The 21,307-nt window shown below is 43.7% G+C and carries 13 protein-coding genes; 9 read left to right on the top strand and 4 right to left on the bottom strand.

Features of this window, described 5'->3' with window-relative positions:
* Window positions 1-92: 92 nt before the first annotated feature.
* From FHS10_RS00870 to FHS10_RS00855, 4 genes are all read right to left on the bottom strand, one after another.
* Window positions 93-1,436 (bottom strand): TolC family protein, encoded by a 1,344-nt coding sequence (locus FHS10_RS00870; RefSeq protein ID WP_259086740.1) that lies wholly within the window; start codon window positions 1,434-1,436, stop codon window positions 93-95.
* Window positions 1,426-4,545, bottom strand: coding sequence for an efflux RND transporter permease subunit (locus FHS10_RS00865; RefSeq protein WP_259086739.1), 3,120 nt, complete (start codon window positions 4,543-4,545; stop codon window positions 1,426-1,428). Before FHS10_RS00865 ends, FHS10_RS00870 begins: the two co-directional genes overlap by 11 nt.
* Before the next feature lie 125 nt (window positions 4,546-4,670).
* The gene (locus tag FHS10_RS00860; protein ID WP_259086738.1) at window positions 4,671-5,723 is read right to left on the bottom strand and encodes an efflux RND transporter periplasmic adaptor subunit; all 1,053 of its coding nucleotides are present in this window, start codon (window positions 5,721-5,723) and stop codon (window positions 4,671-4,673) included.
* Between the two features lie 566 nt (window positions 5,724-6,289).
* Window positions 6,290-6,877: an RNA polymerase sigma factor gene (locus FHS10_RS00855; RefSeq protein WP_259086737.1), complete on the bottom strand. Its 588-nt coding sequence runs from the start codon at window positions 6,875-6,877 to the stop codon at window positions 6,290-6,292.
* A 156-nt stretch (window positions 6,878-7,033) separates the two neighbouring features.
* Here FHS10_RS00855 and FHS10_RS00850 point away from each other — a divergent pair, with 156 nt between their 5' ends.
* The 9 genes from FHS10_RS00850 to FHS10_RS00810 all read left to right on the top strand — a co-directional run bounded on the left by FHS10_RS00850 (window position 7,034) and on the right by FHS10_RS00810 (window position 21,238).
* The gene (locus tag FHS10_RS00850; protein WP_259086736.1) at window positions 7,034-8,170 is read left to right on the top strand and encodes a FecR family protein; all 1,137 of its coding nucleotides are present in this window, start codon (window positions 7,034-7,036) and stop codon (window positions 8,168-8,170) included.
* Window positions 8,171-8,385: 215 nt separating this feature from the next.
* The gene (locus FHS10_RS00845; RefSeq protein WP_259086735.1) at window positions 8,386-11,739 is read left to right on the top strand and encodes a TonB-dependent receptor; all 3,354 of its coding nucleotides are present in this window, start codon (window positions 8,386-8,388) and stop codon (window positions 11,737-11,739) included.
* 25 nt (window positions 11,740-11,764) lie between these two features.
* On the top strand, window positions 11,765-13,309 hold the full coding sequence (locus FHS10_RS00840) for a RagB/SusD family nutrient uptake outer membrane protein (RefSeq protein ID WP_259086734.1): 1,545 nt from the start codon (window positions 11,765-11,767) through the stop codon (window positions 13,307-13,309).
* 180 nt (window positions 13,310-13,489) lie between these two features.
* The gene (locus FHS10_RS00835; RefSeq protein ID WP_259086733.1) at window positions 13,490-15,529 is read left to right on the top strand and encodes a kojibiose hydrolase; all 2,040 of its coding nucleotides are present in this window, start codon (window positions 13,490-13,492) and stop codon (window positions 15,527-15,529) included.
* A gap of 837 nt (window positions 15,530-16,366) precedes the next feature.
* The gene (locus tag FHS10_RS00830) at window positions 16,367-17,167 is read left to right on the top strand and encodes a helix-turn-helix domain-containing protein (protein ID WP_259086732.1); all 801 of its coding nucleotides are present in this window, start codon (window positions 16,367-16,369) and stop codon (window positions 17,165-17,167) included.
* A 71-nt stretch (window positions 17,168-17,238) separates the two neighbouring features.
* A complete protein-coding gene (locus tag FHS10_RS00825) occupies window positions 17,239-19,068 on the top strand; it encodes a M3 family metallopeptidase (RefSeq protein ID WP_259086731.1) in 1,830 nt (609 codons plus the stop codon).
* 86 nt (window positions 19,069-19,154) lie between these two features.
* A complete protein-coding gene (locus tag FHS10_RS00820) occupies window positions 19,155-20,546 on the top strand; it encodes a serine hydrolase domain-containing protein (protein WP_259086730.1) in 1,392 nt (463 codons plus the stop codon).
* A gap of 75 nt (window positions 20,547-20,621) precedes the next feature.
* Window positions 20,622-20,924, top strand: coding sequence for a hypothetical protein (locus tag FHS10_RS00815; protein ID WP_259086729.1), 303 nt, complete (start codon window positions 20,622-20,624; stop codon window positions 20,922-20,924).
* Between the two features lie 143 nt (window positions 20,925-21,067).
* Window positions 21,068-21,238: a hypothetical protein gene (locus FHS10_RS00810; RefSeq protein ID WP_259086728.1), complete on the top strand. Its 171-nt coding sequence runs from the start codon at window positions 21,068-21,070 to the stop codon at window positions 21,236-21,238.
* Window positions 21,239-21,307 lie beyond the last annotated feature (69 nt).

Raw genomic sequence — 21,307 nt, 5'->3', positions numbered from 1 at the left:
ATAAAATTTAAAAAGTATTTATTTTGTAGTTGCTTTTTTTAGTACTCCGTTTTTAAGTGATCGTCCTGGCTTCATCGATGTGGCGACCAGCATTACTTTGTTTGCCCGGTTAAATTTTCGAGCTCTGCAATGGCTATCGCATTCGATAATTGTGCGGCATACAAGTTCACTTCAGCCTCTGCCAGCTGCGATTTTATTTCCAGGGTAGTGGTTTTGATGTCAAGTCCGGCAGCTTGCTTGTCCAATTGCTCTTTTAGCGCATCTTTACGGTAGCCTACCAGTTTTTCTGCTGACAGAATTAGCGCGTCCGACTGTTTTATCTTACGCCAGGCTTTGTCTATGTCGCTGTCAACCTGCCTCTTTGTATAAGCCATAGTTTCCTCCGCCTGCTTTAGCTGGAAAAGCCTTTGGTTCTGCACTTGTTTATTGGAGAAAAGGTCCTGCAGGTTCCATTTTAGGCTGATGCCAACATATGGGCTGCTGGTTGGCAATATTGGGTTTCCTTGTTGCACATAGTAGCCCGTTACAATCCCGAAATCGGGCAGATTGCTTTGTCTGGCCGCCTTTATTCCCAATAGCGCCTTTTCTTTGTTCAGTCTGGCTATCTCCATATCGGGATTGCCGGAGGCCGCACTCTTGTATTCATCTATTGGATTAAGTGATGTCTTATCCGGCTCAGCCTCCTGTAATTTTAACCCATCAATACTCAGGTTGGTAAGCCTGCTCAATTCACCTAAATAATCCTGGATCTGTATACTAAGTTTTAGCAGGTTCTGCTCCTGGCCGGCAATGTCCGCCCGCAGGCCGGCAATGTTTACTTTTGTGGTTTTCCCCGCTGCCAATGCACCTTCTGTGTCATACAGTTTGGCTTTTGCCAGTTCCAGTTTCGCCGTTTCGCCTTCTGTCTGTTTTTGGGCAATGAGTGTCCCGTAGTATAGTTGCTCAATTGCCAGCTGCAATTGGAGCGCTGTTTTTTCCTTTTCTTTTTGCAATAGTTTGATGTCGGTTTTATCAATGGCAAGGCCCGTATTGATCTTAAATTGCTGCAATATGGGCTGATAAAAATTAAGCCCTACATTATAGCTTCCCTTTTGGCCAACGCTGAATTTACTGGCCTGGGCAGGCAAAAGCTGGCTGCTCCCATTCCCAGTACTTACAGCACCCAATGCTCCCGCCGGTATAGTTATATCTGGCAGGGTAAAATTGTATTGATAATTTCCGTCAAGCGTAGGTGAAGGATATTTTTTTATTTCGTCTTCCTTTAGCTTGCTGACTTTTTCCTGCACCTGGTAATCCTTTATAGCAAGCAGGTGGTTGTTCTTGTTGGCAGCTTCTATCAGCTGTTGCAGTGAATACCCTGACTGAGCAGATAATCGGAAAGAACCGAAAAGTAATACCATCAATAGCAGCAGGCGAGGTTTTATATTATGCTTCATGTGCTGTATTTGTTTTATTGTCCTGTAAAATGTCTTTTTTATCACCGGTGTTGATCATGCCTATGTACATCACAGGTACAGTAAGCAAAGCCATTATCATGCTCCAGACCACCCCAAAGGATAGCACACTGGCCAGTGGTGCCCACATGGGCGATTTAGAAATGATCATGGGGAGTACGCCGACTGCTGCTGCCATGGCAGTAAGAAAAATAGGGCGCAATCGCCGTTTGGCTGCCTCGATGGCTGCGGTTTTTATATCCAGCCCCTGTTTGAGCAGTACATTGGTATAATCTATCAATATAATGGCGTTGCGCACCACAATACCCGATAGTGATACAAGTCCTATAAATGCGGTAAAGCTGAAATTATTGCCGGTAACTGCAAGACCGAGAATGGCGCCAAACAAACTCAGCGGAATGGTTGCCATAATAATGAATACCTCTTTTAGGTTTCTGAACTGGAACAAAAGGATAAAAAATATCAATAACATGCTTATTGATAATGCAGTGACCAGGTCGTTTTCCACCTCTGCTTTTCCGCCCTCTTCGCCCGCATATTCTATGCGATAACCGTTGGGCAATTTCAGACTGTCTACGGCCGGTCTTATTTCCTCAAGCAATTCGGCCGGTAATACATGGGGCTTGGTTTCACTTTGGACGGTTAGTGTCTTCACACCGTTGCGGTGAATGATTTTACCGCTTTGCCACTGGGGGGCCAAATCGGCTATCTGTCTTAACGGTACAGTCGCATTGCTTACCGGCGAGGTGATGTACACGTTTTGCAAATCACCTGTACTTTTGCGAACATCCGGGTTTAGCCGAAACAAGATATTTATAGGGCTGTCCCCCTCGTACATAGTAGATATGGGCGCACCTGTAAAGCCCATGTATACCGATTCTGCTATACTGGCTGTGGTAAAGCCCAGGCGTCTGCCTTCCTCTTTAGGAGTAATCTGTATACCATAGTGGTCTTCGCCAAAATCATTTCGCACCAGGCGACTCCCCTTAGCTTTCTTCATGATGTCTTCTACCCGTTCCGCTATGGTTTTTAACCGGGTAACATCATCACCAATGATGCGCACTTCTACCGGGGCTTTTAAATCCGTCCCCTGCTGCATCAGTTTTACAAAAAATGTTCCGTCAGGCGCCAGCTCCTTCACTTTCCCGCTGAGCTCTTCTGCCATTTCTTCGGTGGTTTGAGCATCAGTAGTGTTTACCAGGATCAATGCGTAATTACTTGTAGGTACCTCCGGCGTAAAGTTGTAATAGAACCTCGGTGCTGATGTGCCGGTAAATGTGGCGTAGGATAGTACCCTTTTATCACCTTTTATCAACTGCTCTGCCTTTAAAATAGTTGCATTGGTTTTCTCCAGTTTAGTACCAGTGGGCATCCATAGTTCTACGACAAACTGGTTGCGTTCAGCAGGCGGAAAAAACAATTCACGAACCCCTATCTTAAACACGGCACCCGTCAGCAACACAAATACAATGCTGGTAAGAATTGTAAGTTTAGGGTGCCCTACACACCAACTCAATGCTGCATTGTAACCATCCTGCATATAGGTTAGCACCGATTTCTTCTCCTTTTTTGGGGAATGCCCGCCCGGTTGGGTACTGTGCTGATGTAAACCTTTTCTAATAAAAGTATAACAAAGCAGGGGTGTAAGGAACAAGGCCACGAAGTAAGATGAAACAAGGGCAACAGCTACTGTAATGGGCAAAGTAAATATAAACTCCCCTGTAGAGCCTTTAATAAGCACCAAAGGCATGAACGAAGCAATAATGGTAACAGTAGCGGCAAGTACAGGTATCAGCAGATCATGTGCGCTGCGCCATGCTGCTGTCCAGCGCTCTACACCTTCATCCAGCAGCTCTACATAGTTATCAGCAATTACTATCGCATCATCCACTACCATACCCAGCACCAGTATAAGCCCGGCAAGCGATACCTGATGTAACTCAACGCCCAAGGCATTTAGGATGGCAAACGTTAAGGCCACCGTCATCGGAATGGCCATGGCCGCTACTGATGCTATGCGCAGGGGGAGCAGCAAAATAACCACTACAATAACCGATACGATAGCGAGAAAAAATTCTTTGATGAAATGCGATATACTTTCATCTACCAGCGTTGGCTGTGATACGAGTGTAACGATTTTTACATTTGCGGGGATCAGTTTTCTTGCTTCTGCTATCTTTTTTTCTACATCTTTCCCGAAATCCACAATGTTGTTTCCTTCGTACATTTGTATGGATAACAGCATGGCTCTGTTGCTATTAACTGTAATGGCGCTTTCGGGTTCTGCGTACCCCCTTTTAAGGGTAGCTATATCGCTGAGTTTCACAGGTGAACCGGTAGGCGAAGTGCCCACGATCAGGCCGGCCATCTCAGTTTCGGTATGGAAATAACCATTGGTGTAGAGTGGAGCCTTGTTACCCTCGGTTTTGATTTCGCCGGAGGCATTAATACTGTTCTGGGCTTTCAGTGACTGTGCCACCTGCATCACATTGACATCGTATTGCACTAATTTACCTGACGTTGAGGAAACCACGACTTCTTCTTTTTGTTCACCGATCCGCTTAACCTTTGAAGCCTGTGTCAGCGTGCGTATCTGCTCTTCTACTTTCTGGGTATAGCTTTTCAGTTGTTCATAACTGGCATCCTTACTCTCCAGCGCAATGACCATTGCTTCGGTGTCGCCGAAGTCTGAGTCAACAATCGGGCCCTGCACTCCTGCAGGCAGATCTACTTCTTTGGCAATCAGGAGCTGGTGTCTTAGTTTGTTCCAGAAGATATCCGGCTGTTTTACATTTTCGGTTAGCTCTACATTGATGACCACATTACCGTCTTTTGAGGTAGAGTAGGTTTTCGTTTTATCCACCTCTTCATACTGAAAAAGATACTGTTCCAGTTTTTGGGTAACCTGTTCTTCTACCTGAGCAGATGATGCGCCGGGAAATGAAGCGATGACCAGGCCTGTTCTAATCGTTATCTTAGGATCTTCACGACGCGGCATATTCAACAGCGAGTTGACCCCCACCGCAAATAGCATCAGCAAAACGGCCAGCGTAACCTGTTTATATTTAAGTGCTGCTTCTATAAAATTCATATTCTTAATTTTTTTGTTTTTCAATAGCTGAGGGGATCACAAATGATAACCGGTTTGATACTAAAAATAAAAGGAGACTGCTGCAAAAACCGGATCCGTGCGATCTGTCGATCTTACCGAACCGTTTATTTCATAATAGTTATTGAAGAGCCATCGGAGAGCTTGCTTTGACCCGATACAACGACCGATTCGCCGATAGACAGGCCGGACAGTATTTCGATTTTGTTTGCTGACATTTTACCCAGGCTTACTTTACGTTTGAAAGCTTTCCGGCCGGCTTTATCAGTTACGTAAACATAGCTTTGGTTACCTGAATCGTTTATAATACTTTCGGCTGACAGCAGAATACCTTCTTTTTGACCACTGGCAGAAATTCTGGCTTCCGCAATCATGCCGGGGCGTATATGCAATCCGACATTGTCTACCCCTATTTTTACGGTAAATGCCCTGGATGCAGCATCGGCTACAGCGCCAACTTCTGTTATCTTGCCGGCAAAGGTTTTGCCCAGCGCCGTAATACTGATGCTTGCCTCCTGCCCAATATGCAATCCGCCAAGTTCCCCTTCAGGTACAAATGCCAGCACAGTTACTTTCCTAATGTCCGAGACAACGAACAGTTGGGTACCTGCGCCGATGATCTCACCTGCTTCTGCCTGCTTGCTTAGCAGTACCCCACTGATGGGGGTGTATAGCCTGGTATCGTTCAGATTTTTCATTTCTAACTTCTGTTGTACCTGTGCCTTTTGCAGCGAGGCATTCATTTTTGAAAAATCGCTTTCGCTAAGACTACCCCTGCCATGTAGAAGCTTTAAGCGGTTGTATTCATCTTTCACCTCATTCATCTGTACATCGGCAAGCTGCTTGTTTAGGGCATAGTTAGTTGCCTCAAGGCTTGCTATCAACTGACCTTTGGATACAAACTCCCCGACCTTGCTTGATATAAGGTTGATTTTACCTGGCACCATAAAACCAAGTTTTACAGTGGTGGTTCCTTCAATATTGCCGCTGAGCGTTATCTCGTTAGTAATAGGGGTAGTGGTAACAGTTTCTGTTTTTACCGATATAGTACTATCAGCTCCACTATCGGTTTCGTGTGTTTTGCCGGCGCAAGCCGCAAAAAATAGCACTACGGTTAGGCCTATCAATATATTCAGCGCAGCATGTTTTTTTGTTGTCATCAGTTCCATCTTGCAATTATTTTGATGCAAAAATGTAGCTGATGAAAGGTCTATTTATTTAAAACTGACTGAGTTGACGAAAATGAAGACTGAAAATGCTAGACTCGCAGCTGAATTGACGGGAAAAAAGTTCAAAATAGAGACATTTGCTTAACAACCAAAGAGAATAAAATGCGTCCCCCTATTTCTATTAGAAGAGATACCCGGCCAGGTTACCGATACCAACTCGTCCGAACAGCTAAAAAAAGCAGTTCCAATTTCTGACTCCGCAAAACTATATAGCCCTTGTTGATTTGCTTTAACCCTATGAATTTTGATGCTATTGCGCCCAAAGATTGAATGAACTTTAGCCATATTGGATAAACTACAACATATTGACCATAGTAGCCAAAAAGGGAAATTCTTAGAACGCTTATTTGAGTTTTTGGAGGCTGTTGAGCCAATTTTGAAAGAGATTAAAATCTCCATTCCAAACATTTAAATTCAAAAACCATTCTGTGTTAGAAAGATCCATCTTTCACGACCTAAAACATATCGGCGGAAATTGAAAGTTATTTCCTATCCTTTCATCGCCTAAAAAAAGCATTGCACAGAATGAATATCGCTATATCCTTAAAGTGTAATCTTAAATGTTTTAAGGCTTGAGTGATTTGGTTTTCTACAGAACGCTTTGATATTCCAAGCCGTTCAGCAATTTCATTATTGGTGAGGTGGTGTTTCCGGCTTAATAAAAATATTTCACAACTACGCTTGGGCAGTTGTTTTAAACAGGCCTCCATTTCATTTTCTAGGTCGTGGTAGATCATATTTTCCTGGCCACTGTTTTCCTGGGTTAGTTTTGTCTCCTCCGGGTAGGATTCCAGGTACACAACAGACAGATTTTCACTTTTCTTTAAAGAACTATAGACCAGGTAACGGGTAGAGGTTTTTAAGTAGCTTTTAAAATCGGCGATGTTTAGATATTTTCTTCTGTTCCAGATATTAAGGAACAGGTCGTGAACTAGTTCCTCGCAGGTATCAGGGTCTTTAATATATTTATTCGCAGTTTTATATAGTATATACCAATGGCGTTCAAAGAGCGCTGTAAAAGCACGATAATCATCGTTAACGATCTTTTCCCACAGATCGGCGTCGCTTGGGAAGCTTTTTGCCATAATTGGTTGTAACAATAAAAATACAATTATAAGATTTAAAGGTAGATATTGAAATCAATATATAGATGTTGCGTGATTTTTTTTCAAAAATAAAGTGTGTGCATGGCACGAAAGTACCTCTATATTAATATAAGCCAATTAATAAACCATTATAAAATGACCCAAGCAGAATACCTGTTGCTGTATGAAAAATACATTGCCGGAGAGGCAACACCCGATGAAATAAAAGAGGTGTTGCTTTACCGTGATGAATTTGAAATGTATGTGGTTGTAAAGGATGATGAAGCCAATGAGTATAGTGAAACAAAAAGAAGGATATTCAACAAACTTAATAAAAGCACTGGTCAACCGATGATTGTTAAGCTCCAAAGAATAAAGTGGTGGTCTTCGGCAGCGGCTATTTTAATTTTTGGTACTGTCGGGCTGCTTTTTCTAAAAAATAATCAGTCGGTAAAGCCTTTAAAAAATAATAAGCCAGCTATTGCGGTTCATGATGTTGCACCCGGATCAAACAAAGCGATACTCACACTGGCAAGCGGAAAGGTAATTTCATTAAACGATGTTGCTAACGGAATAATCAGCAAACGGAAAGATCTTACTGTAAAAAAACAACAGGGCAGGATAGTGGAGTATGTTGCTTCAGCTGAAGATAAAAATCCGGTAACAAATTCAATATCCACTCCTCGTGGCGGGCAGTATCAGTTGGTACTTTCCGATGGAACAAAAGTATGGCTCAATGCCGCATCGTCCTTAAAATTCCCGTCATCCTTTGTTGGCCGAAACCGCACCGTTGAATTAACAGGCGAAGCTTATTTTGAAGTTACAAAAAATAAGGGAATGCCTTTTATCGTAAAATTTAACAATGCCAGTATTGAGGTTTTAGGAACCCATTTTGATATAAAGGCTTACGATGATGAAGAAACCAAAGCCACATTAGCAGAAGGGTCAATAAAAATCAGCAAAAACAGCCAGCAAAAGATGTTGGTGCCGGGCCAGCAGGTTGTTGTATCAAAATCGGCTGGTAATTTGGAAGTCTCACCGGCGAACATGGATGAAGCACTTGCCTGGAAAAATGGTTATTTTATATTCCATGATGCCAGTATTGAAAGTGTAATGAAAACTGCAGCAAGATGGTACGATGTTGACGTTGCCTATGATGCCGATATTAAGAATAAAAAATTCGGCGGGCGGGTTTCAAAATATAAAAACATCTCCGAACTGCTGAAAAACATGGAATTAACCGGAACTATTCACTTTAAAATTGAAGGAAGGAGGATAACTGTGTTGAAATAAAAAAATACTAAAAATAACAACAATTATGGTTATCAAATAAATCACCAGAAGCGTTGGTACCGCTCCTGATGATCTCCGGCAATGAGAAGCCGGGCCAGGTAACTAATATTAATCGTTTCGTACAACTAATTTAACCTAACATTCAAATGTATAAAATTTTTACCGGAATTACTTGCGGGAGTACTTCCTGCGCGTTATCCAAATTTTTGAGAGTAATGAAATTAACTGTTATTTTATGGGTAGTTGCCTTTATGCAGGTAAGCGCTTCAACATATGCCCAAAAAACCAGTTTAAATGTCAAAAACAAACCCCTTATTGATGTTTTAGATCAAATTACCCGGCAAACCAATTACAATTTTATTTATAGTTCAGATATACTTAATACGGCAAAACTTGTAAGCATCTCTGTAAAAGATGCAGAGCTTAATGATGTGTTGGAAAAGTGTTTTTTTAACCAGCCTTTTACCTTTTTGATTAACGGCAATACTGTTATTATTAAAAGAAAAACCGAAGTTGTAAAGGTATCGGTCGAGCAGGCCACCCCCATAAAGGGAACAGTTACCGACGATAAGGGCGCACCTTTGCCCGGTGCATCCGTTACTATAAAAGGTACATCGAAAGGCGTCATTACCAATAACAACGGAGAATTTTCGATTGATACCCAACCGGGTGATGTACTGGTTGTGTCTTTCATCGGATTTCAAACCCAGGAGATTAAAATTAGCTCTCAAACAAATATTGAAATTAGGTTGACAACGCTCACCAGCGGGCTAAATGAATTGGTTGTTATTGGATACGGTACGCAAAAGAAAGCTACATTAACCGGTGCCATTTCGAGCGTTAGCTCAGATGACATGAAGGGCCAGCAGATCACCCGCGTTGATGATGCGCTGCAAGGCCGTGCAGCGGGCGTTGCGGTTACGCAAAATTCAGGCGCTCCGGGGGCTAGCCCAAGCGTTATCATAAGGGGTGTTAACTCACTAACCAACTCCAGTCCTTTGTACGTAATTGACGGACAGATATGGGATAATGGTGGTTATGATTCCGTTAATCCAAATGATATTGAATCGATCCAGGTATTGAAAGATGCTTCTGCTGGCATTTATGGTTCGCGCTCAGCAAATGGCGTTATCCTGATCACCACTAAAAAAGGCAAACCTGGTACACCAAAGCTTAACTATAATTTTTATTACGGTTCTCAAACAGTTGCTAATAAGCTCAAATTAGCTAATGCTACCCAGTATGCCCAACTAAGAAACCAAGCTGTTACTAATGACGGCGGTACTGCGCCATTTGCAAATCCATCGCAATTTGGTACCGGTACAAACTGGCAAGACGAAATATTTGGAACAGCGCCTATGATGAGCCATAATTTGTCGGTAAGTGGCGGTACCGAAACATCAAACTATTTTACATCGGTAGCCTACCTGGATCAGAAAGGTATTGTTGCGACCGATCAATCTGATTATAAGCGGATGAACTTCCGGGTAAACACCAGTTTCCAGCCCAAAAAGTATATTAAGTTTGGTGAAAACTTTAACTATAGTTATACCAGGAGCACAACATTCTTTAATACCAACTACTGGAGCAGCGGCCCGCTGAACGATGCGATCAATCTTGACCCAATTACCCCTGCAGTGGTTACCGATATCAATTCACAGCCTAATGCTGCCATATATAACAACAATGCGGCGTACCTTTTAAGAAATGCACAAGGCTTGCCTTATGGCATATCAAACTATGCGCCTTTACTTAATCCATTGGCAGAAGTGAAACTATTCGATGGTAATTATAACTGGTCGCATAGCCTGATTGGCGATGTGTATGCTGAACTTAGCCCGATAAAAGGTTTGTCAATAAAAACACAAATTGCCGCCAGGCAGGCATTTTATGGTACGGAATCATTCAAGCCGATTTATTATTTAACTCCCACCAACAGTAACCTGGCGCAAAACAGCCAGTCGCGCTCATCTAACCAAAACCTCGAATGGAATTGGGACAACACAGCAACATATACCCGTTTAATCGGTAAACATAATTTTACGGTGTTAGCGGGTACAAGTGCTGAACAGGAAAGCGGCGGGTCGGTTGGCACTACCTACTATGGGGAGCCTATTTCTACCTATCAACAGGCTTCATTCAATTTTAGCTTGCCGCAGTCACAACGATTTGGCTCTGCCGGTGATAACCAACCCATCAAACATGCTTCCTATTTCAGTCGTGTTACTTATGATTACGATCAGAAATACCTCATCCAGGCTGGCTTTCGCCGCGATGGCTCTTCAAAATTCGGCACTGATAACATCTATGGTAATTTTCCTTCAGTATCGGCAGGTTGGGTTGTTACCAAAGAAAACTGGTTCCCTAAAAATACTTTTATTGACTATTTGAAAGTCCGTGCTTCTTATGGTGTATTAGGTAATGAACTGGCATTGGCCCCTTTCCAGTATTCGCCAATTGTAAGTGGTATCGGCAGTTATGTTTTTGGCCCTGCTGGCAGCCAGACATTGGTTACAGGTTATGGCCCGCAAACATTGGCTAATCCGAATTTGCAGTGGGAACGGGACAAATCAACCGATCTGGCAATTGATATGACGATGTTTCAGGATCTTACCATAACACTTGACTATTATAAAAAAGTTAGCGACCAATTGCTGATGCAGGTACCGCTTCCTTCGTATGTAGGTGTTAGCAGTGCCCCCTATTCAAATGCAGGTGGCATCACCAATGAGGGTGTCGAACTGCAGTTAGGCTATAATCATAAATTTGGTGACTTCACTTTAAAATTAAACGGAAATATTTCCTATAACAAAAACACGGTTACTAATCTGAATGTGCTTCCATTTATCAACACGGGCGACTGGCATAGTGCTAATCCTTCCACCATCCAGCGCATTTCAGTCGGCCAGCCTCTTAACTATTTCTACGGTTACAAGGTATTGGGCATATTCCAGTCACAAGCTCAGGTAAACGCGTATAAAGACGCCAGCGGCAACCTGCTACAGCCTAATGCGAAATCCGGCGATCTGATCTATGCCAGCACCACAGGCGCAGGCCCGATCGGCCCAAGTGACCGTCAAAACCTGGGCAGTCCGATCCCCACCTGGCAATACGGCTTTAATTTTGTTGTAAACTACAAACAATTCGACCTTAATGTATTTGGCCAGGGTGTGTGGGGCAATAAAATATTCCAGCAATACCGCCGCCTGGATGTAACCGCTGCCAATTATCCGATAGCGGCCCTGAACGCCTGGACACCAGGCAATACCAATACAAGCTATCCGAGGCTGACAGATTCTGATCCAAACGGCAACTACCATGTTCCTTCGAGCTTCGATCTGCAAAGCGGTGCTTATCTGCGTGTAAAAACATTACAGCTTGGTTATACATTACCAAAATCTCTTACCGGCAAATGGGATGTTAATCGCGTACATATTTATATAGGCGGCGATAACCTGTTTACTGTAACAAAGTATAACGGTTACGATCCTGAAATATCAGGCGGTGTTGATCAGGGAGTGTATCCAAAAGCTAGAACTATTCGGTTTGGTTTAGATGTGGCATTATAATTATTAAATTATTAAAAATATTATCATGAAAAAAATTGATGTTAAATATATAGCTGTTTTTTTGCTGGGCTTATCCACACTCATTTCCTGCAAAAAATCATTCCTGGAAACTGAACCTAAGGGACAATTTCAACAGGCGAACTATTATTCTACACCCGATGAAGCGTTTGCAGGCCTGGCAGCAGCGTATAGCCCTCTGGTAACCGAAATAGGCGGCATGGATGCGAGTTATTCTGATCCGCGTGGACTGTTAAACTCGGGTTCAGACGATTGCTACGCAGGCGGCGGAGGTTCAGGCGACATCGCTAACTGGCAATTGTTTAACAATTACCAAATGACTGCAGGTGCAGGGCCACAACTAGCCTTCTGGGGTATCGATTTTCTGGGAGTGAGCAGGGCCAACACCATTATTGATGTATTGCAAACTACTACGATTGCAGGCCTGGCCGACGCTACCAAAAACAGGTACATTGCCGAAGCCACCTTCTTGCGTGCGCACTACTATTTCGATCTGGTTAGGTTATTTAAAAATATCCCGTTAATAACCAAAACCCTGGCACCTGCGGATATTTACATGCAACCACAAGCTGATCCCGCAACTGTCTACACTTCAATTGAGGCTGATTTGCAGGCAGCAATCCCTAACCTGCCTGCGACAGTGAGCGGTAGCGAACTGGGCCGCATTACACAAGGGGCTGCAATTGCGTTACTTGGCAAAGTTTATTTGTATGATAAAAAATATACCCAGGCAGCAACTCAACTGGCCATTGTCAATGGTACACCGGGTGGCACAACAGCTATTTATGGTTATCATTTGCAAGCAAATTATGGCCAGATATTCAACCCGGATAATAAGTTCAACAGCGAATCTATTTTTGAGTGGAATTTTACGCCAAACCAGGCTTATGACTGGGACCACTGGAGTACTGTTAAAGGTGATGTTTACGTTCAGATGGTGGGCGCAAGAGATTATAGTGGCCCTGTATATGGAAGCGGCTGGGGCTTTAACCCGGTTACTACGCAGTTGGTGTCTGCATTTACTGCACCTTACTATGGCAGCGTTAAAGACCCAAGGTATGGTTACACTATACTGAATATGGACAGCCTGGTCAAAGTACAAAACACCAGCTACACGCCAAGTTACCAGAATACCGGCTACTTTACATTAAAGTATGCGCCGCTTAATAAGTATAAAGCAACTCAAGGCGTGATTGACCTTAACTATCCAAACAACTATATTGAGATCCGTTTAGCCGATACTTACCTGATGGAAGCTGAAGCTTTAATACAAGGTGGAGGCGATGCAACAAGGGCCGCAGCTTTGTTAAATGCGGTGCGTGCCCGCGTTGGCTTGACTCCTGTAGCAGCAACAATGGCTAACATTAAAGCTGAGCGCCGTTTAGAACTTGCTACCGAAGGGCACCGTTGGTTTGACCTGGTAAGGTGGGGCGATGCAGCCTCGACGCTTGCCTTTAAGGGTTTCATAGCTGGTAAAAACGAAATTTTGCCTATCCCGCTTACTGAGCTTGCCAATACCAAGCTGGTTCAGAATCCTGGTTATGCCAAATAATGGCTAATGGATAGTTTGTTATACAAGACTGCCGGAGGAATGCCGGCAGTCTTATGAATAACGATCCATGGTATAGATTTTCAGCATAAATTTTAATTCCAGAATAGTAACCGCACTTTAAACAGCGGGGCAGTTGGCGTATGCTTATACTAGCCAATTTGAAAGACTAAATCATAAAATATGAAAACAACAGGCCTGACAAGTAAACAACGGCTCCTCTATATTATTTTTTTAACTTTAGTTAATACAATTTGCTTCGCGCAAACGCCAGACCCATGGAAAATAACCGCGACAAACATCGACCCGTCAAACTATTATGGGGTTACCGTTGCCAACGGAATGATTGGTATGGTTTCGTCGCCGGAAGTGTTTAAGATCAAAAATGTAACACTTGCCGGTGCCTATGATTTATATGGCCGGGGAAGGGTAAGCAATTTTCTGAATAGTTTTAATTTATTGAACATGTCGCTCGACATCAATGGCAAACGTGCCGAGGCCAGGAGCGTCAGCAACTATAAGCAGGAACTTGATATGCAGCACGGCTGCTTTACCGCAACGTTTGACCTTGGAGATGAAGCTTCGGTAAAATACACTTATTATGCGCTAAGACAACTGCCCTTTACGGTTTTGATGGATATTTATATCACTGCTAAAAAAAATATTACGATCAATGCTACCAGTGCCCTGGAAACACCGGATGCTTTGCGCGATGTTCAAAACTATTATAACGAGGTTGGACCTATTAGTCTGCTTACTTCAACAGCAAAAAGCCCGACCGGCAAGTTGCTGCTCTGCGCCTCGAATACTTTTTTGTTTGATGAAGAACGCGGGCAGGAACCACGGGTGACACACGAAATGTGGGACAATAATCTGCACCAGATGAAATTCAGCAAAGCTATCGCCGCAGGACAAACTTATCAGTATGCAGTTGCCGGGTCATCAATTACGTCGGCGCATGATGCCGACCCGCTGAACCAGGCCGAACGTTTAACCATCTTTGCCAAACTGGAAGGCCGGAACCGTCTGATCAAATTTCATGAAAAAGCCTGGGACGACTTGTGGAAGAGTGATATCAAAATTGAGGGAGATCCGCAGGCGCAGGAGGATGTACATAGCATGCTATATCATTTGTATTCCTTTTCCCGCGCCGGCAGCGCTTATGCGCCTTCGCCAATGGGGCTGTCGGGGCTTGGCTACAATGGCCACGTATTTTGGGATGCTGATCTGTGGATGTATCCCGGCTTGTTACTATTGCATCCGGAGATAGCCAAATCTTTTGTTGAATACCGTTATCAGCGTTTGGCTGCAGCGAAACAAAATGCCTTTGCGCATGGCTATAAAGGGGCCATGTTTGCCTGGGAAAGTGCCGATAGCGGTGTAGAAGAAACACCGGTTTGGGCATTAACCGGCCCGTTTGAACACCACATTACTGCCGACGTTGCCATTGCCGCCTGGAATTATTATTGCGTTACGCAGGATAAGCAATGGTTGCGGGAAAAAGGCTGGCCGATACTGTCGGCAACTGCCGATTTTTGGGCAAGCAGGGTAGAAAGAAATGGTCCGGGCCATTATGATATTAAAAATGTTGTTGCTGCTGATGAATATGCAGAAAATATAGATAATAATGCCTTTACTAATGCTGCCGCAAAAGCCAACCTGCGAGACGCTGCGGCTGCTGCAAAAATATTAGGTATAAACTATGATCCCGACTGGGAAGCAGTCGCGTTAAACATCCCGCTATCAAAATTCCCTGATGGAGTAACTAAGGAATTCGATACCTACAAAGGTGAAAATATTAAGCAGGCAGACGTTAACCTGCTTGCTTATCCGCTCCATGAGATCACCGACCCTGCTGGTATCAGAAAAGACCTTGAATATTATGAATCCAAAGTGGGTAATGGCCCGGCTATGACGCATGCAATCTTTTCCATATTGTATTCAAGACTTGGCGATGGGGAGAAAGCGTTCCTCGCTTTTAAAAATGGATACAAACCCAACGCTTTGCCGCCGTTTGGGGTGCTCGCTGAATCAGCGGGAGCAACCAACCCATACTTTGCTACGGGAGCGGGTGGATTGATACAGGCAATGCTCAACGGTTTTGGAGGACTGGAGATTACTCCCAACGGAATTATCCAGGTAAAATCGAAATTGCCTGACCTGTGGAAGTCCTTAAAGCTGACTGGAATAGGAATTGATAAGAAAACTTATTTAGTAAAATAAACAGTCTGAACAGTGAGTTTAGGTGGATTTAAGATCTCCCATCCTTGAGAAAGATGGTAAGCAAAAGATCAATAATGAGGTTGATCTGGATTTAGTTGATGGCGTTCCGGGGTGAGATACGGAACGCCTTTTTTGTATAGTGGGGTATTTTCAATACAGGGTTAATTAATACACTTATAATCAGTTTGTATAAAATAGAATTATTTCTTTGGCTTAGCTATATTAGCCTTTAACTAATATTATTTAAAATGTCAAAAAAAGACCAGCCAAAAGAATTGTAAAAAAAGGAGAATCGAAGCATGATAACAACGAAACTGACTTAATAGATCTAATCGCCCAACTTATAGTAGAAATAATAATGGATGACGATGAAAATGATAAAGATTTAGACTCGGAAATTTAAAGAGTATTCGAACCAAATCCCCAAAAGGGATTAGAACACTTGAAAAACAATTCAAGTGGCTTATTAACAGGACATTACTTTAATTCTGGAAAAGCTTGACAGAAAAACATCTTAGCTAAAAAACAAGTAAATCATTAACAATCAACTCGTTAGTGATTTAAACTTGTTGTAGTGGGCCGATTTAACTTTGAACACTCTCTATTATTGTAACCAAGTAGTTAGGAATGCAGACGAAATTGGCGATGAGGGATCAACCAAAATAGTTTTTCCACATTAGTACCACCTTTTTTAATTTAGGCGACTATTTAGACAGTAATTGCCTTGAAAATCACAAGTAATTGAAATTGAGTTTAACTTAATTAAGTTCTTTATTTGCTGTAACACTATTTAATAAATTAGGTCTTTTAAAGAGTGCGCTTATTTAACAAAGGCAGATGATGAAACAGATAAGTACTTTTTTGGGGGATAACAGGCAAAGCAGGCTGCTGAATGGTTGCAACATTGCCCTCACCAGCTACGCCGGTAACACTGCTTTTGAAGCATGGCACGCACACGAAAACTCCGGTATCAGCTTCCTGCTAAGCGGCACGCACGGCGAAGACCTGCTGGGTAAGAAACATAAAAGGGTACCGGGTGATCTTAAATTTATACCCGCAGGCGAGCTGCACCGCTGTAGCAACTATGCGGCCGGTACCCGTAAGATCAATGTTGATTTTAATGAAAGCTTTATCCGCCGAATGGCCGTGACCGAGGAACAATTGGCTCATATCGTACCGAACACCATCACTACTAAATTTACCTTGTTAAAGCTTTATCGTGAGCTGGATGATAATCCGATACATACTGATGCATCCGCAGAATTATTGCTGTATACCTTGTTTAGCCCCGTATCGACTTCGGCTGTAAAAGCCGGAAAAGCCGCCCCGGAATGGGCGACAAGGTTAAAGGAACTGCTGCATGATGAGTGGGACAAGCCTTTCCATCTGGACGATCTGTCGGTAAGGCTGGGCGTTCACCCGGTAACCATATCGCGTTACTTCCCGTTGTATTTTTCATCGACCCTGGGTATTTACCTGAACCAGATTAAGGTGGATAAGGCCCTGGGGCTGATCAAAAGCACACCATTACCCTTAACAGCCATTGCTTATAAATGCGGTTTTGCCGACCAGGCGCACTTTACCCGTACCTTTAAATCCATTACCGGCTGTTTACCAAAAGCATTCCGGAAGCTATAATATTTATGGACTGGGTTAATTTCATTCAATTTTATCATTGATCCATAAACTAATTTTGGAAAAAAGATCATATGCGGGTTTTCAAAATTGTTAACAGAAAATATAGCGCAACGTTCATATTAAGCCTGTTATGCCTCTCCTTTCATGCCTTCGCCCAGCAGTTTGATCCGTTCAATGGTAAAGCAGTGGAGTTTCATGTGCAATTCAGCCGGTATTTTAAAAGCGGTGTCGATGAAAAAGCCTCACGAATCATAGTGATAGACAGTGTATCCCGTTTTAAACGTGATTCGGCCTGGGCACCGGGTAACCTCCGGTCGCATCTGGATGCATATGAAAAGCTGCTGGTATCCATAGAAAGGCATTATCAATATTTTACACTCAAGTGTTATGTCAATAACAAAGACACGCTATCCAAACAGGTTTATAGCCAACTGGGTGATTCCATCGGTTCCTTACAGGGAATGGTGAGCCGCATGTTGCTGAGGCCTAATATTGTTAAAGTTACGGGTACCGAAACAAAATACCGGTACCTCCTCGAACAGTCCGCCCGGGAAGCAACACATAACCTGACGGATCAGGAAGAAGCGGTCATCAACCGGCTTTCTGATGCCATGACCGGCCATCTGACCGACCGTTACGATGACCTGATGGACCAGATCAAGGCAGGCAACCGGTCAGCCATTTTAAAAAGCCCGGATAGCGTATCGCGGAGAACGGGCATGGCTGCTTATTATAAAGCCTACGATGATCACGGCGAGTTATTTGCGGCTACGCTGATCGATATCGCCCTGCAAAAAACAGCACAGGCAAAATTAAGAGGATTTAAAAGCGCTACCGAAAGGGCATACCAGCGGAGTTTGCAGCTGCCGGAGGCCAGCGTTAAACAATTGCTTGTCGAGATCACCGAACATGCCGGCGTACTACAGGATTACCAGCGGCTGCAAAGCGGCCAGGTAAAACGGGTAACCGGGCTCGGGCAGGTGCATAGCTGGGATACCTTCTTGCCCACCGGCTTGGTCACACAGCCCATGTCCTACGAACAGGCTAAAACCTTGATTTTAGCGGCGCTGGCTCCGTTGGGCAGCGAGTATGCACAGGCTTTTGCCCATTTACTTGACCCGGCTAATGGCAAACTGGATATTGCCGGAGGCCCTGACCGGGTGACCGAGTTTACTTCGGTCGGTTTCCCCGGCGTGCCGGAAAGCCTTTATATGAAAAGCTTCAGCGGCAGCGAAAGGGAGGTTTCGCGCCTCGCCCACGAAGGTGGCCACGCCGTTCATGAACAGCTCATGGGTGATCACCTGGCTGTACCTTCCTATAGCAAGGGGCCAGGCTTTTTATTCGAGGCCTATGCCATATTCAATGAATTGTTGCTGATGGATGAGCTGGAAAAGCGTGCAAAAACGCCCATAAACAAAGCTTATTATACCAAAATGTTCCTGGATAAGCTTTCGCTGGAATTATTCACATCGGTCGAAGAAGGCACTTTTGAACAGGGGCTTTATGATGGGGTTGCTGACGGAAACATTCATAACCGGGAAGATATAGACAACCTCTATGCCAGTATCATGAATCCATATGACATTTATTTTGCAGGCGAGCCCGAAAGGCGCAGCGAATGGACCAATAAACGCCTGCTTTATGATGATCCCATTTATAACGTCAATTACCTGTATGCGATATTGGTATCCTGTAAATTATATACGATGGTGCATCAGGATCAACAGGGCTTTGCCCTAAAATATACAGCCTTGCTTAAAAATGGCTTTGATGCCCCGGCTACAGACTTGCTGAAAAAAATCATGGGCTTTGGGCTGGATCACGAGGCTTTACTGAAGGGCGCCCTCGGGCTTATGAAAAGTAAAACTGCTCTTCTTCAAACACTTTACCAATCGTTCTAGTGCTAAAGGTCTATGGTATGGTCCGATCAAAATTCGAAATAAGAGTAACCAAACCGTCTTTTGGGTGTCTTGTAAAAAAAACTGTCATGCGCTACCTTTTCCTCTTATTCAATTTTTGTGTTGCTGTTCAGCTATCCCGGGCCCAGTCGGGCACTTATAAACAAATCGACTCCATTATGCGAACTGCCAATGAGCGGGGTATATTCAATGGCAATATCCTGGTGGCCCAAAAGGGCAAGGTTATTTACCAGCAATCCTGGGGCTATGCGGATGGCAGCAGGACAAAAATGCTGACACCCGGTCTTCGTTTTGATATCGGTTCAATAAGTAAAGAGTTCAACGGTACCGCGATCATGATCTTAAAGGAACGCGGCCTGCTCAGCCTGGATGACCCGATCAATAAATTTTTACAGGGGCTACCCGCCTGGTCGGCCAAAGTGAAGATCAGGAACCTGATCAATTACACGAGCGGTATCCCTCCCATTGAAGGCAGCTCACCGGAAGTTGACAGCGTGATCCTGGCTAAACTGATGTGGTTAAAAGCGCTGAGTTTTGAACCGGGCTCTGCCTATATCTATAACCACTACAATGTATACCTCCAGATGCGGATCATTGAAAAAGTAAGCGGGATGCCTTATGCAGATTTTATTAAAGCGCATATCCTGATCCCCTGCGGCATGACTTCATCAGCAATTGATTATCCTTTAACTGCGGAAGATGCAGCGAAAGCCTTTGACAGCGAATACAAGGACACCCCTTACCCCCCGGGCATGACTGGTTGGGTGCGCTTACCAATAACCGACCTGTACAAATGGACAGCATGCCTGGACAGTTATAAAGTGATCTCCAAAGCATCGGTGAACGAACTGGCGGCTAACTTTCCGGGTGGCGAAAGCAGCCTGGGAACGTCTGGATTTGAAAACGGTGAATTAATATGGCATCAGCACCAGGGGTCCAATAACAATTACGAAGCCCTTTTTTACAGTAATTTAAAAGACCAGGTGACCATTATGATGATGACCAACAACCAGCAAATGAAAGTGCATGGAATTAAATCGGCCATTTTAGCTGCCCTGAAAGGCGAACCCGTTATGGTGCCAAAAAAATCTCTTTACCTGGAAATGAGGGCTAAGGTATTGGCCGATCCTAACCAGGGGCTTGCTTTTTACCGGGATCTGAAAGCTAACCACCAGGACAAATATGATTTTTCATCCGAGATCCCCGACCTGATCAGCACCGGTAAATATTTGGAGCGGCGGAATAAACTGGATGATGCGGTTAAAGTATTCTCGGTAGCTGTTGCTTTAAATGGCAAACCTTCGGATATTTCGTATGGCTATGAACTGATCGGCGAATGTTATTTCAAAAAAGGCGACAGGCCCCATGCTACAGAAAACTATGCAAAGGCGCTGGAGATTGATCCTGCAAATAAGAACGCGGAAGGTATACTGGCAACGCTTCAAAAGGTACAGCGCTGATACTGTTCCCAAATTCGATTCCATCTCAAGCTATGTTCCAAAGAGAAAAAAGTAGGCCATACTATATTATAAAGCATGTTTAAAATTATCAACTCGTTAAATGAAGAAACAGGTGTTTACGACATCAATTTTGTGATGACCTTGCTTGAAAAGTATAAAGAACAATACAACCATTTCTTCGGCTTATACCAGATCGCGAACATGCAACCGAATAAGCTTCAAAAAGTGGTTGTTGAAACCAAGGCGCGAACGAGTGTGCCGTTCTGCAAGAAATCTTATCCGGAAGTTACATTCAGAAAAAAGCCCACGTTATTCCTGAACTATTGGGAAGAAGCCCACTGGTGTCCGACTTCGAATGAGATACCTGCAACCACTTAATTAGTTACTATGAAACTGACCTGGCTAATTTTATAGGGGCGCCCCGCAGCCTTAGTGCCAGAAAAACAAAAGAATGGGTACCGACTTATAAATCCGCTGATAAAAAATTAGTCATTCGTACCGATGATGAAGAAACAGGGAGTATGCTAAAAATTGAGTCCGATGATTTTGACAATCCTATACATATTGATGAAGTAAATAAAAAAGTTACCGCGGTCATTTCTTTCAGCTACCGTTTTGGCAAGGTAATAGCCGGTCAGCGGCAACACGAAGCGAATGGCGCGGAAGATGAGCGGAACGGGGTGAGGCAGTGAAACGATCACACAATCCAGCTATTAAAATTGAATATGCTGCAACGTTTAGCGCATATCTGATATCTTATA

This window comes from Mucilaginibacter dorajii (assembly GCF_024808255.1).
Taxonomy (GTDB): domain Bacteria; phylum Bacteroidota; class Bacteroidia; order Sphingobacteriales; family Sphingobacteriaceae; genus Mucilaginibacter; species Mucilaginibacter dorajii.
The sequence above is the reverse complement of the archived record's forward strand: the minus strand, read 5'-3'. Positions and strand labels throughout refer to the sequence as shown.

Bases quoted from the DNA above. Each gene is read 5' to 3' on its own strand.
- FHS10_RS00870 (WP_259086740.1), bottom strand. From the start codon at position 1,436: ATGAAGCATAATATAAAACCTCGCCTGCTGCTATTGATGGTATTACTT.
- FHS10_RS00865 (WP_259086739.1), bottom strand. From the start codon at position 4,545: ATGAATTTTATAGAAGCAGCACTTAAATATAAACAGGTTACGCTGGCC.
- FHS10_RS00860 (WP_259086738.1), bottom strand. From the start codon at position 5,723: ATGACAACAAAAAAACATGCTGCGCTGAATATATTGATAGGCCTAACC.
- FHS10_RS00855 (WP_259086737.1), bottom strand. From the start codon at position 6,877: ATGGCAAAAAGCTTCCCAAGCGACGCCGATCTGTGGGAAAAGATCGTT.
- FHS10_RS00850 (WP_259086736.1), top strand. From the start codon at position 7,034: ATGACCCAAGCAGAATACCTGTTGCTGTATGAAAAATACATTGCCGGA.
- FHS10_RS00845 (WP_259086735.1), top strand. From the start codon at position 8,386: ATGAAATTAACTGTTATTTTATGGGTAGTTGCCTTTATGCAGGTAAGC.
- FHS10_RS00840 (WP_259086734.1), top strand. From the start codon at position 11,765: ATGAAAAAAATTGATGTTAAATATATAGCTGTTTTTTTGCTGGGCTTA.
- FHS10_RS00835 (WP_259086733.1), top strand. From the start codon at position 13,490: ATGAAAACAACAGGCCTGACAAGTAAACAACGGCTCCTCTATATTATT.
- FHS10_RS00830 (WP_259086732.1), top strand. From the start codon at position 16,367: ATGATGAAACAGATAAGTACTTTTTTGGGGGATAACAGGCAAAGCAGG.
- FHS10_RS00825 (WP_259086731.1), top strand. From the start codon at position 17,239: ATGCGGGTTTTCAAAATTGTTAACAGAAAATATAGCGCAACGTTCATA.
- FHS10_RS00820 (WP_259086730.1), top strand. From the start codon at position 19,155: ATGCGCTACCTTTTCCTCTTATTCAATTTTTGTGTTGCTGTTCAGCTA.
- FHS10_RS00815 (WP_259086729.1), top strand. From the start codon at position 20,622: ATGTTTAAAATTATCAACTCGTTAAATGAAGAAACAGGTGTTTACGAC.
- FHS10_RS00810 (WP_259086728.1), top strand. From the start codon at position 21,068: ATGCTAAAAATTGAGTCCGATGATTTTGACAATCCTATACATATTGAT.